This window comes from Paucihalobacter sp., assembly GCF_036825875.1.
In the GTDB taxonomy this organism is placed as follows: domain Bacteria; phylum Bacteroidota; class Bacteroidia; order Flavobacteriales; family Flavobacteriaceae; genus Paucihalobacter.
The window spans coordinates 1-12,393 of record NZ_DAISXK010000062.1 but is presented as its reverse complement, the minus strand read 5'-3'; the positions used below and the strand labels follow the sequence as shown (position 1 = coordinate 12,393).

16 protein-coding genes are annotated in these 12,393 nt (G+C 33.0%); 8 read left to right on the top strand and 8 right to left on the bottom strand.

What is annotated here, in order from left to right; translation table 11 throughout:
* Nucleotides 1–177: ferritin-like domain-containing protein (locus V7Z48_RS12725; protein ID WP_334113955.1), on the top strand; the 177-nt coding region annotated here is incomplete at its 5' end.
* Between the two features lie 120 nt (nucleotides 178–297).
* Here the strand turns inward: V7Z48_RS12725 and V7Z48_RS12720 are convergent.
* The 7 genes from V7Z48_RS12720 to V7Z48_RS12690 form a co-directional block, all read right to left on the bottom strand.
* A complete protein-coding gene (locus V7Z48_RS12720; protein WP_334113953.1) occupies nucleotides 298–720 on the bottom strand; it encodes a DUF2141 domain-containing protein in 423 nt (140 codons plus the stop codon).
* A gap of 133 nt (nucleotides 721–853) precedes the next feature.
* Nucleotides 854–2,185: a DUF58 domain-containing protein gene (locus V7Z48_RS12715; protein ID WP_428850321.1), complete on the bottom strand. Its 1,332-nt coding sequence runs from the start codon at nucleotides 2,183–2,185 to the stop codon at nucleotides 854–856.
* Nucleotides 2,185–3,234: an AAA family ATPase gene (locus V7Z48_RS12710; RefSeq protein WP_334113951.1), complete on the bottom strand. Its 1,050-nt coding sequence runs from the start codon at nucleotides 3,232–3,234 to the stop codon at nucleotides 2,185–2,187. Before V7Z48_RS12710 ends, V7Z48_RS12715 begins: the two co-directional genes overlap by 1 nt.
* A complete protein-coding gene (locus V7Z48_RS12705) occupies nucleotides 3,234–4,556 on the bottom strand; it encodes a DUF4350 domain-containing protein (RefSeq protein ID WP_334113950.1) in 1,323 nt (440 codons plus the stop codon). The genes V7Z48_RS12710 and V7Z48_RS12705 overlap by 1 nt, the downstream gene beginning before the upstream one ends.
* A complete protein-coding gene (locus V7Z48_RS12700) occupies nucleotides 4,549–5,274 on the bottom strand; it encodes a hypothetical protein (RefSeq protein ID WP_334113949.1) in 726 nt (241 codons plus the stop codon). The genes V7Z48_RS12705 and V7Z48_RS12700 overlap by 8 nt, the downstream gene beginning before the upstream one ends.
* A complete protein-coding gene (locus tag V7Z48_RS12695) occupies nucleotides 5,264–6,187 on the bottom strand; it encodes a hypothetical protein (protein WP_334113947.1) in 924 nt (307 codons plus the stop codon). Before V7Z48_RS12695 ends, V7Z48_RS12700 begins: the two co-directional genes overlap by 11 nt.
* Nucleotides 6,153–7,166, bottom strand: coding sequence for a stage II sporulation protein M (locus V7Z48_RS12690; RefSeq protein ID WP_334113945.1), 1,014 nt, complete (start codon nucleotides 7,164–7,166; stop codon nucleotides 6,153–6,155). Before V7Z48_RS12690 ends, V7Z48_RS12695 begins: the two co-directional genes overlap by 35 nt.
* A gap of 33 nt (nucleotides 7,167–7,199) precedes the next feature.
* Between V7Z48_RS12690 and V7Z48_RS12685 the strand changes: the two genes are divergently transcribed.
* Together V7Z48_RS12685 and V7Z48_RS12680 are read left to right on the top strand one after the other, a co-directional pair.
* Nucleotides 7,200–7,925, top strand: coding sequence for an RDD family protein (locus V7Z48_RS12685; RefSeq protein WP_334113943.1), 726 nt, complete (start codon nucleotides 7,200–7,202; stop codon nucleotides 7,923–7,925).
* A 49-nt stretch (nucleotides 7,926–7,974) separates the two neighbouring features.
* Nucleotides 7,975–8,589, top strand: coding sequence for a trimeric intracellular cation channel family protein (locus V7Z48_RS12680; RefSeq protein WP_334113940.1), 615 nt, complete (start codon nucleotides 7,975–7,977; stop codon nucleotides 8,587–8,589).
* Here the strand turns inward: V7Z48_RS12680 and V7Z48_RS12675 are convergent.
* Entirely contained in the window at nucleotides 8,579–9,286 is a 708-nt protein-coding gene (locus tag V7Z48_RS12675; protein WP_334113939.1) for a peptidylprolyl isomerase, read from the bottom strand. The genes V7Z48_RS12680 and V7Z48_RS12675 overlap by 11 nt on opposite strands.
* A 2-nt stretch (nucleotides 9,287–9,288) precedes the next feature.
* Between V7Z48_RS12675 and V7Z48_RS12670 the strand changes: the two genes are divergently transcribed.
* The 5 genes from V7Z48_RS12670 (at nucleotide 9,289) to V7Z48_RS12650 (ending at nucleotide 12,368) form a co-directional block, all read left to right on the top strand.
* Nucleotides 9,289–9,930, top strand: a complete 642-nt coding sequence (locus tag V7Z48_RS12670; RefSeq protein ID WP_334113938.1) for an NUDIX hydrolase — start codon at nucleotides 9,289–9,291, stop codon at nucleotides 9,928–9,930.
* Nucleotides 9,931–9,975: 45 nt separating this feature from the next.
* On the top strand, nucleotides 9,976–10,773 hold the full coding sequence (locus V7Z48_RS12665; RefSeq protein ID WP_334113936.1) for a lysophospholipid acyltransferase family protein: 798 nt from the start codon (nucleotides 9,976–9,978) through the stop codon (nucleotides 10,771–10,773).
* Between the two features lie 95 nt (nucleotides 10,774–10,868).
* Nucleotides 10,869–11,021: a hypothetical protein gene (locus V7Z48_RS12660; RefSeq protein WP_334113934.1), complete on the top strand. Its 153-nt coding sequence runs from the start codon at nucleotides 10,869–10,871 to the stop codon at nucleotides 11,019–11,021.
* Nucleotides 11,022–11,083: 62 nt separating this feature from the next.
* Nucleotides 11,084–11,941 (top strand): HEAT repeat domain-containing protein, encoded by an 858-nt coding sequence (locus V7Z48_RS12655; protein WP_334113933.1) that lies wholly within the window; start codon nucleotides 11,084–11,086, stop codon nucleotides 11,939–11,941.
* A gap of 1 nt (nucleotide 11,942) precedes the next feature.
* On the top strand, nucleotides 11,943–12,368 hold the full coding sequence (locus tag V7Z48_RS12650) for a hypothetical protein (protein ID WP_334113932.1): 426 nt from the start codon (nucleotides 11,943–11,945) through the stop codon (nucleotides 12,366–12,368).
* Nucleotides 12,369–12,393: the final 25 nt, after the last annotated feature.

Sequence of the window (12,393 nt, the reverse complement as noted above, 5' to 3'; positions counted from 1 at the left end):
AAATCGGTGAAATTAGTGGTTGATTCATTAACCGAATTGCTAAATATTGAACGGGCAATTTTGCATAAATCAGATGAACTGAATGACGAAGGCACCAACGCTATGATGAGCGATTTAATCACCGAACAAGAAAAAACGGTTTGGATGTTTAAAGCTTGGTTAGGCGAAAGCGTATAAGACAGAAAAAGAAAAATTACAATAAGAAAGAGGCTAATTCCACGTTGAATTAGCCTCTTTTAAATTTAACTACCCAGTGGCTTTATCTTTAGAATAGTCTAATTAAAGACAATTTATAAGTTAAAAGCGTATGGTTAAATTTAACGATTCATCAGCAACCGAAAATTTTGCTTCATTAAATTGCGGCGGACCAAAACTCATAGGGTTGTTGGACGTTCCGTAGGATTCTTTAGGCATGCCATTGGTTTCGAAATCCATTGTATAGTTTTCGTTTTCATCGTGTAACACTAATAAAGCATATTCTCCAGGGGTTACATTTTTAAAGGTAAAGGTTGCTTTGCCGTTTTCAACTTTGCTTTCCAAACTCTCTATTCCTTTTCCTTTCAAAAAAGTTTCTTGGGTGTGCAAATCAATCAGTATTTTACCATTGTCGTTTTTTGCATTTTCAACGGTAACCGTAATAGTTAGTTTGTTTTGTTCTTCTTGAGCTATTCCAGAAAAAGTAAGTAATAATAAAGCTGTAAGAGTTGTAATAAGTTTCATAATATTTGTTTTTAGATGATTAATATGAAGCAAATATTGTGGATTTTAATTTTTTTAAATAATTAAAGCTACCGAAATGTAAATATTGAAAGCTGAATTGTAGTTTGGTATTTGTAAGGTGGAATTTTAAGGTTTACAAAAGTCCACGAGCCTTTATTTCAAGATATTTATTAATGGTATTCACCGTAAGATTTTCGGGTGTGGTAAGAATGGATTGAATACCGTGTTTTAGTAATTCGTTGACGATTAACTTTTTTTCGTAGATAAACTTTTCAGCAATGGTTTTTTCGAATATTTCTCTTGTGTTGTCTGCTTCTTTTTTTGTTAGTTTTTGAAGCTCCGTATTTTCGAAAAATATAACAACTAACAAATGGTTTTTGGCAATGGCTTGTAAATAAGGTAATTGCCGGTAAAGTGCGTCTAAAGTTTCAAAATTAGTATATAGCAATAACAGACTGCGTTGCGAAATACTTCGTTTGATATCGATATACAATCTTGAAAAATCCGATTCTACAAAGTCAGTATTGATATTGTAAAGTGTTTCTAAGATTTTATTCATTTGCGATGGTCTGCGTTCCGCAAAAACCTTATTCTCAACCTTTCGGCTAAAGGTAAACATACCTGCTTTATCTTGCTTTTTTAAAGCTACATTACTAATTACCAAGGTGGCATTTATAGCGTAATCCAAAAGACTCAGGCCTTCAAATGGCATTTTCATCACGCGACCAGTATCGATCACACTGTAAATAGGCTGCGATTTTTCGTCTTGATACTGGTTTACCATTAGCTGACTGCGTTTGGCTGTGGCTTTCCAGTTGATATTTCTTATATCATCACCAATGACGTATTCTTTGATTTGTTCAAACTCCATGGTATGACCTATACGTCTGATTTTTTTCAAACCGTGTTCAAATATTTTATTCGAAAAGGCGAGCAACATATATTTTCGCAATTGCAAAAACGACGGATAGTTGGGCACCATTGCTTCATTTCCAAATTGAAATCTTCTGCTGATGAACTTGATAGGTGTGGTTGTGTAAACATTTAAATTTCCAAATAAGTATTCGCCACGCTGTAAAGGTCTTAAGGTGTAATGAATTTTTTTCTTTTCACCTGAAACCAATTCGGTTTTAATATGGAAATCTCGCTTTTGGTACTGAAATGGCAATTCGTCTATTACATTTAATTTTACCTTAAAATTGTAATCATTCTTAAGTGAAATATTAATCGGGTTATCGTCGCCATTGCTTAACTTTTCTGGTAAGTTTCTGCTTGATTCAATACCGTTTTTTCTGAATAGTATTACAAAATCAAAAAGGAGTAAGCCTAAAAACACTACAAACAGCATACTAACTATAATATACAATCCTGGAAAAATATAGGAAAGTATGTAGCCCGCTACAAAACACGCCATTATAAAAAAGAAGCGCGAATCTAAATAAGTGTTTTTAAGTATTTGTTTCACTAACGCGGAATTTCAATAGTTTCTAAAATTTGATCCACAACTTTATCTACTGTAAAGGCTTCCATTTCTCTTTCGGGCGTGAGTACCAAGCGGTGTTTTAAAATGGCTTTGGTGCAACGCTTGATATCATCGGGCGTTACAAAGTCTCTACCATTTATGGCGGCATTGGCTTTTGCGGCATTCAAAATCGCAAGAGAAGCGCGTGGAGATGCGCCTAAGTATAGATTGGCGTTGGTACGTGTGTTATGCACGATAGCTGCAATGTAACTTAGCAAATTCGACTCGACTAAAACTTGTTTCACCAATTCTTGAAAAGCAATGATCTGTGATGCATTTAAAATCGGTTTTACACTGTTAAAATCAAATTGATTTTGACGTTCGTGATTTTCAACAAGAATTTGAATTTCATCTTCTAAATTTGGATAATCTACATTTATTTTAAACAAGAAACGATCTAATTGCGCTTCTGGTAATCGGTAGGTTCCTTCTTGTTCTATGGGGTTTTGTGTAGCGAATACCAAAAATGGTGGTGTCATTTTGTACTCAGTGCCATCCATAGTAATTTGTCGCTCTGCCATTACTTCAAATAAAGCAGCTTGGGTTTTTGCAGGGGCTCGGTTAATCTCATCTATTAAGATTAAATTCGAAAAAATAGGTCCTTTTTTGTATTCAAACTCGTTGGATTTAACGTTGAAGATGGAAGTACCCAAAATATCACTCGGCATTAAATCCGGGGTAAATTGAATTCGGCTAAAATCGATGTCCATAGTTTTCGCCAATAGTTTAGCGCTAATGGTTTTTGCAACTCCTGGAACACCTTCAATTAAAGAATGTCCGTTGGTTAAAATTGAAATAATCAGTAATTCTACCATTTCATTTTGTCCAACTATCAGTTTTGCCACTTCCTTTTTTATGGCTTCAATGGCTTCTTGCAGCGGTGATAAATCTATTCTGCTTTCAAAAGCGATATCGTTGCTGCTAACCTCATTCGGCTCGGTGGTGTTTGGGATTGTTTCTTCTGGAGAAGCATCTGGATTTTGTAATTCCATTATATCTTGTTTTTGGTAAATGTTTCTATTTTTTTATTGAGTTCAATCAGTTCTTGTTCGATATGTACCGATTTAGATTTAAGATAGGTTATATAATCAATGGTGGCCTTGGTATCTTCTTTTGAATTACTCGATTTAAGAGCCAGCTTATCAATAAATTGTTCATTTAAAGTTGCTGTTTCTAAATAATATCTAGTTCTCACAAATTCTAAAAAGAAGGTTATTTTCTTTGATATGATATTGGTAAAATTACCATTTTGATAGTATAAATCGCCAATCGTTTGCGTAAATGCTACGGTGGCATTTTTTAAGGGTTCTACCACAGGAATAATGCGCTGCGTTCTTTTGCCACGAAACAGTACAAATAAAAACAACGAACTTAGACTGAGGTAAAATGCCCATTTTAATTCGGGGTTGGATAATACAAATCGCAAAGGACTTGTTATCACAAGCCGACCACTTTTGTAATAATTATCCCAGATAATTGGTTGTTTTGGTAAATAAGATAACACGGCGGCTACATAGTTATCTTTATCATTGAGCATATGGTAATTGGTAAATGCGAATGGATTGGTCTGCAAGAACAATTGGCCACCGTTGCTACCAATAGGTACTTTTATAAAGTTGATTTTGTTTTTTGTGTAATCAAAATCATCGTAATAAACTTCATCGTAGAAAGGTTCTTTGTCATCATCTTCAAATTCATCATCCTCGAAATTATTACCATTTTTTAATTCGGCATTTTCTTTAATATTTTCAACCAGCAAATCGTCGGCAAATTCAAAGGTTCCTAGAACCAAAGTATTCAACGTATCGATAGAGGTTAAAAAGTTATTTTCAACCACATCTTCAAATAAGGCTTCATTATTTTTTAGTTGCGGATTTGTGAATTTTTGAACGGTTGGCTCTTTATAAAATTTACTATATCCGCGATTAAATTCAATATTCAGACTATCAATGAATGCGCCATATATGCCATTGGCACTAAAGAATACAGAATTCCCTTTGTCAACAAATTTTAAAATAGCATCGGATGATTGTTCGTCTAAAGTGATATAATTGTTGATTAGTACCAAGTTGTAGATTTGGGTGGAATCCAGTTTTTTAAGATATTGAAATAAACTTTCGGTTGAGCTTTCTACCTTAAATCCCGAATAGGATTCAAGTTCATTAAACAACACATAACAGCCTAAAGGAATTTTATCGGACGCCGAATACGAGTCTCGCCAATTAAGCGCCTTGGGCTTGGTAACTTCTGCAATAATCATAAGCAGCAGCACAAAACTGATGGCGTAAAGCGCAATTTTTGAAGTTTTATCCATTGTTTTTCAAATTTTGAAGGTGGATAAAATTGCTCATATTTTTTTGATACAATTGTTCATCTACAGGAAATTCACCGTACCATATATAATCGTAAACATATGAGGCACGCTTAAATAGTTGCTTGGCATTGTCGTTTTTAATTTCATTTAAATAATCGCTGTTGGTCTTGTCGTAATGCCAGTCAATCACCTTGTTTTTTGCTAGAACTTTTAGGGATTTAAGATAGAGGTATCGCGTTGCCAATCGATAATTACCGCTTTGAACAGCTTGCGCTATGAGTTTTTCAAAATCAATTTCGGTGATATTTTCTTCAATGAAACTAAAGCCTTCGATGGCGGTTTCTTCGTTTTTAAAAACTTTACTAATCGGATTTTCTATTAAAAACCGTACCAATAAATACAAGGCTCCAACGGCTAGCAACCCATATATACTAATTTCAAGAATTTTATAATCTATAAAATCTATTTGTATTCCAAAGATATCTGATAGCCAATTAAAAAATCTACTCAACAATTGATGCAACAAATTAATGCCGCCTGTATCATTGATGTCGTAATTAAAATCATTTCCAGTATATCTGTCTTTGATGGCTTCTTTAAAAGGTGTTACTACAATGTGCGAAGAATCGGTTGCGATATCTTGCCGAGCAACTACAGGTGTAACGTAGCTCGCGAATATTGTAATGGAAACCAAGTAAATAACTTTCTTATGATTCATTCAAGCCTATTTGTTCTATTTTTTCCTTTAAATAAACGTTGTATTTCTTTTCGTATAGGTTGCAGTATAAAATTCCGTATGCCAATTGAGATAAGGCCTGCGAAAAAATAAAGCTCAAAATAAACATAGCAAAGCTTAAGGTGAAAATAATACTGGCCAAAGTGCTTGTGTAAAAATCTACATCGCTTTCAATTGAAAAAAATAAGTATATACCTATAATAAATCCAGGAATTGTACTAATGAGTGCCGTAATCATTAAGTTTAATATACCAATTACCAAACCGTAGAGAATCACGTTCCAAAAATTTGAAAAGGTGAAATCCCAAGCTTCTGCAATTGCACTTCCCGCAGATCTGTTGTTAAAGAAAATTGCTATAAATGCAAGTCCGAAGATGGCTGCTAAGGTGAAATTAAGTCCGTATTGAATAAAAAGACCCAGTAATGGAATAAAAGCAACTACTAAAGAAATTAATATATAGACTAAATAAATCCCAACACCAATCAAAAGTAAAATGATTATGTTACCCAGATTTTTTTTAATGTTTGTCCATATAGATCTGGAAGCAATGTCACCTTGTTTCGCAACATATTCAGAAATATAGGCACTTGAAAAACTGTAATTTATGAGTGATGTAATAAAAATCATTAACACCAAAACCACAGCACCTGCGATTAAATAGACATTAGTATCAATATTACTATCCATGCCAAATCTAAAATCCCGACTTGCCAAACCCATAAAGCCAGTTACTAACAAATAAGAAGCAATCAACGTAAAAATTATACTAATAGCGTTGTACCTTAAATATAAGTTTATATAGGTTTTGAAATTATATTTTAAAAAAAGAAAATAGTTATTTATGATGTCTCCAAAGCTGCTACGCAATCGAAGTTCTATGTAAGTTTTGTTCACTTATTTTATTTTTTTGATTTAGAGGATTGGCTATTTTGTTCAAAATAATTGGATATGCAATATAATAATATACAATGATAAAAAGCGATAAAAATATAATTCCATAAGAAATAAAACTCGGCATCTGTTCGCCATACCTTGTTATAAATCCTTCGATAAATCCAGCGATTATAAAAAAAGGAATGGTACTCACTACTATTTTAAGACCGTCTTTTGCACCTTTGGTAAATGAAACACGCCTGGAATAGGTTTTTGGGAATAAAAAACTGTTCCCCATTACCAAACCTGCACATCCAGCAATAACAATCACTGATATTTCGATGGTACCATGAAGCCAGATGGTGGACGTTTTTTCAAGTAAACCATAGTTGTAAAAAAATGTGATGAATGCACCCAACATAACGCCATTACTAAACAAAATGTAGATAGTGCCAATACTAAAAATCACTCCAAATGCGAAGGCCAAAATAGCAACCCTGATATTGTTGATAGTGATTCCTAAAAACGTACCGATGTTACTGCCATTTTTATAAATGGCCATAGGCTCGCCCTTTTCAATATTTTCAATGGTTAAATTAACGTAGGCATCGCCTAAAATGAGTCTCACGAAGGAGTCGTCGTTTAAGGTTGAAATCACGCCAATTAAAACTGCTGCCATGAAAATTAAAAAGGTATTTAGCAGGGTTTTGTGGTATTGTTGAAAAAACAATGGGAATTCATATTTCCAAAAACTAATAATTTTATTTTTAGATTCTTTTTTGGTGATATATATTTTTTGATGTGCCTGTGAAGCCAGCGAGTTTAAATACAGCAATGTCTTACTTTCTGGATAGTAGGTTTGAGCAAATGATAAGTCGTTTGTGAGCTGAATATAGTAGGAAGCAAGGTCGTCTGGATTTATTTTCACATTATTGTGTAATGCCTTTTCAAATACCAGCCATTTTTCCTTATTTTGCTTCACGAAAGATGCTTCGCGCATAGAATCTAAAAATTTAAACGAATATACATTGCAATGGGCAATTTAGCAATTAACACCGCACAAAATGTAAATCTTAATTATAAACTTATAGGTTTAGGCGAACGCTTCGTGGCATTTTTAATAGATGGCGTTATTTTAATCACCTACATCACCATCATGGAAAATTTGGTAGAATTCTCCAGAATTTTTGATGCTGATAATTGGACCAGACAAGGATTTTTAGGATTGTTTTTGTTGCCTGCATTTTTTTATTCGCTTATATGTAACATAGCCTTTGGCGGTCAAACCATCGGTAAAATGATTATGCGCATTAAAGTTGTACGTTTAGATGGTGCACCAACCGAATGGTATAATTTACTGGTTAGATGGATGTTGCGTTTGGTGGATATTTGGTTGTTTTTTGCCTCTATTGGGGTGATGAGCATTTTGCTATCCGATAAAAAACAGCGTGTTGGCGATGCCGCTGCAGGAACTGTTGTTATAAGTGTTAAGAACAAAGAAAAAATATCCAGCACCATTCTAGAAGAGGTAAAGGATGATTATCAACCTGTGTTTTCTAATGTAACAATACTTAACGATAAGGACGTACGTATAATAAAGGAAGCATTTTTGATTGCAAGACGTGATAATGATTTTAAAATGCTCACTTTATTAAGAACTAAAATCTGTAACACTTTACAAATTGAATCGGATATGTTCGATAAGGAATTTATCAACACCGTATTAAAGGATTATAATTATTACACGCAAAATATGTAGGTCGCAAAAGCCATTTTGTCAACGTAATTTTTTAACTTAAAGCTTACTCATGTTTTTCCAAATTATAGATATTTTAGGAACCATTGCTTTTGCTATTTCGGGAGTTTTGGTGGCTTTAAATAAAAAGTTAGACCCTTTTGGCGTTTTTATAATTGCCTTTGTAACTGCTGTTGGTGGTGGTACTTTACGAGATGTGTTAATAGGAAAAACCCCAGTTTTCTGGATGTTAGATATGACGTTTTTGTATGTTATTGCCGGGTCAACTTTATTCGCAGTCATCTTTCGTTATAAATTAGACAAGCTGCGTAAGTCTTTGTTTTTATTCGATACTATAGGAATTGGTTTATATACAGTAATTGGAGTTGAGAAAGGTCTCGCCGTTGGATTACATCCCTTAATTTGTATTGCCTTAGGTACGATGTCGGCCTGTTTCGGTGGCGTACTTCGCGATATTTTATGTAATGAAATTCCAGTAATTTTCCGAAAGGAAATTTATGCAACCGCATGTATAGTTGGTGGGTTGGTTTATTTTGGATTGAGTGCATTGGATGTTATTGAAAACAATTTGGTATTTTTAATTTCTGGTTTGGTAGTTATTGTTGTGAGGCTAACTGCTGTTGTTTTTAAAATAAGCTTGCCTACCTTGTATCGGGTTAATCAATAATCCTCACCGAATCAATCACCACATTTATCAGCGGCCATTCGGCTTGATCGGTTTCTTGTTTTGCGATCTCGTCCACAACATCTATACCATTGGTTACCTGTCCGAAAATAGTGTAATCGCCATCTAGATGATAGGCGCCTTTTTCTGCTTGGACAATAAAAAATTCATAAGGAGATGCTAATTTATGTGGGTTTTCAATTTCCGAACTCGGTACCGAAACCATCCCACGGTGGTGTTTAAAACCATGTCTGGTATCTTTCGGAATCAAGTATTTTCCTATCCTTCCGCGTTTTCTTCCAACCTCAGGATTATCGGTGTTGCCACCTTGAATGATAAAATTATGAACCACACGATGAAACAAGGTATTGTCGAAGTATTTCTGTTTGGTTAAAAAAATAAAATTGGCACGGTGAAAGTTAGCTTGTTCAAATAATTGAATATCTATTGTTCCGAATTTTGTGAATATTCTAACTTTATCATCAGGGTTATCCGTATCAAACTCCATAAAAAACTCCATTGCATTGGCTTCTGTAAGTCTTTTAAAAGTTGGTTTTTTCTTTTTAGTTACAGGTTTGGTAACAGTGTTTTCAACTTTTACTGAATCTATTGCAGGCTTATTATTAATTTCTTTTGAAGTTTTTCTATCTTCACAGCTTAATAAAAATAGAAGTATTACTATTTGAAATATAAATTTCATCAATGAATTTTGGATTGTTTTTAGATAAAATTGTTCATTTAGAGCATTTGCCTTTACCAGGTGAAACGGCACAATTTAAAATGTCGCCACCTTATCGGCAAGCGCTTTTAAAAATGAATGAGCAAGTTATAAAAAATTCTAAAAAGGCGGCAGTCATGGCCTTGTTTTATCCTAATATTAACAACGAAACGTATATAGTTTTAATAAAACGAAAGTCTTATAAAGGCGTTCATTCGGCGCAATTTGCTTTTCCAGGTGGCAAAGTTGAAAAATCAGATGTCACCTTGATGGACACAGCTTTAAGAGAAACTGAGGAAGAAATAGGCATTCCTAAAAACAACATTATAAATATTAAACAACTTACCGAGTTATACATACCACCAAGTAATTTTACCGTGTTTCCATATTTTGGAACCTTATTAAATACGCCGATATTCATTAAGCAAGAATCCGAAGTTGATGCGATTGTAGAAGTATCATTAAAAGATTTTTTAAATGAAAAAATGATAAGTACAACCATAGTGAAGACTTCTTATAATATTGAAGTTGAAGTGCCTGCCTATAATTTAAATGGTAATATTGTTTGGGGAGCCACGGCTATGATGCTCAGTGAAATTAAAGAGTTGCTCAACAAGGTACTTTAACAACGCACTTTTATTATTTTTGTAGTTCGCAATTAATCGTAGATAATGGGATTGTTTAAGAAAAACCCTTTTGGTCATTACTTGTTTTTGAAATTGTGGTTAATTAGAATCATGGGCGCTTTAACCCATAGGCGCTATCGTGGTTTTAATGAATTGCAAATAGAAGGCTCTGAAATTCTTCGAAATTTACCAGATACAAATGTGCTATTTATTTCTAACCATCAAACTTATTTTGCCGATGTGGTGGCTATGTTTCATGTGTTTAATGCTAGTTTAAGCGGTAGAGACGACAATATTAAAAACATTGGTTATCTATGGAATCCCAAACTCAATGTATATTATGTAGCGGCGAGAGAAACCATGAAAGCTGGATTACTGCCAAAAATAATGGCTTATGCCGGATCTATAAGTATCGACAGAACTTGGCGCGCCGAAGGTAAAGAAGTGCAGCGCCAAGTTAAAATGAGCGATATTTCAAACATTAAAAAAGCTTTAGACGACGGTTGGGTCATCACCTTTCCACAAGGTACTACCACGCCATTTAAACCCATTAGAAAAGGCACTGCTCATATTATAAAATACCACAAACCAATCGTAATTCCTATTGTTATCGATGGCTTTAGACGCTCCTTTGACAAAAAAGGATTACGTGTTAAGAAGAAAAACATTCTTCAATCTATGGAGATTAAACCGGCCTTGGAGATTGATTACGATAACGAAACCATCGATCAAATTGTTGAAAAAATAGAATATGCTATTGAGCAACACCCATCATTTATGAAGGTAGTGCCACAAGAGGAATTAATGGAAAAAGAAGCATTAAACCAGTTGCGCAGATGGTGATTTTTATAATTGTTTTATTTTTAACAAATTAGGAACTAATTATTTGGTAGATTCATTTTTTATTTATTTATTTTAGAAACTTTTAAATAAATATTATGAATTTTTTAAACTTATTACCTGATTTGGAAAATCCAATTAATTCAAATTTCAGTGACGAATCTTTTACTGGTGGGCCAGCATGTTTGGGAGTTTATCTTGCTGACAAGGCAGTGCAAACAGCTACCTATATTGCTGATATACTAACGTAGATTTTTCCTGAATTCAATTAAAAGAGACTTATATAGGTCTCTTTTTTTAATTATTACATTATATGAAGTTTCGTGAACAGAATAAATTTAATTCAGATTTAATAAATGATTTTGAAGAAAAGATAAATCTATTAGTTGAAGTTGAAGCAATTAAATTAGAATTTGATTCTTTTGGTAAACAGTTTTCATTAATAGAATTGCTTAACACTGAATTGCTTAACATTGATAAAAATAGGTACTATATACCCGCTAAATCTTTGTCAAACAAAATTGTATTATTTAGTAATGAGCACTTTGAGTTAAGTTTTATTTTTAATGAACCTAAGGATATTAATTTTGAGGGTAAAGTTCTATACTCATATGCAAATGATATTTTTTATTGCCCATTATTAAATATTGAAAATTTCAAATACACCATTTACCACCAGAATTTAGTCGAAGAACCAAATTGTTTTAATAAAAATGCGAAATTAGAATTTCTTCATAACGGTTTCATTATTAAAAATAAAACAATTTATATCGAAAAATTTAAAGAAATCATTAAACTTGACAAAACTAAGCCTTTTATTGTCCTAGCTTTGGTAAAAAAGGAGAATGCTTTAAGTTATTGCTGGGAATATGATTCTGAAACTTTAATGCCTAACAGAATAGCCTTGTTAGATGTTAATAAAGGAAGAATTGATACCAGTATTAAAATATTAGGACAAATAGGGAATAAAAAATCGTTAGACATTTTAATAGGTTTTACTAAAAGCGATTCTCATTTTATACGTTGGGAAGCATTAAGGTCAATTTTTAAGTTAGATTTTCCAAAAGGAATAGCAATATTGAAATTAATGGAAAATGATCCCCACAAAGAGATCCAACACGCTGCAAAAAAAGCATTGGATAATTTAAAAAAAATGAATAAAATTAATTGATATGGCCTATACATTTGTTAATAATAATGACGCATCGATTTCATTCAATGAATTTATTGAAAGTTTAAATAAAATAATAAAATTTGGTAAAGAGGAATCAATTTTGGATTGTGTTAAATATTTAGCACTCCTTGCGAATAATGATAATTTTTTCCTAGACTTTCTTAATATGGAATTAACGAATAATATTTTAAATTTTCAATCGACAAATACTTACTCTGAACAAAGTTTTATATTATACGATTGTGATGATTATTATGTTAGAATGACCTTTTGGCCAGTTCTTTCAAATAATGTAAGTGTTAGAAATTCACAAAATCAACTATTTTCATACGGGTTAGTTCATGACCATAATTTTTCATTATTAACAGCTGGTTATAAAGGAGACGGATATACTTGGATATTTCGGTTCGATTTGTGCCACTGATTTCGGTCGGTTAGTGCCAGTCGTT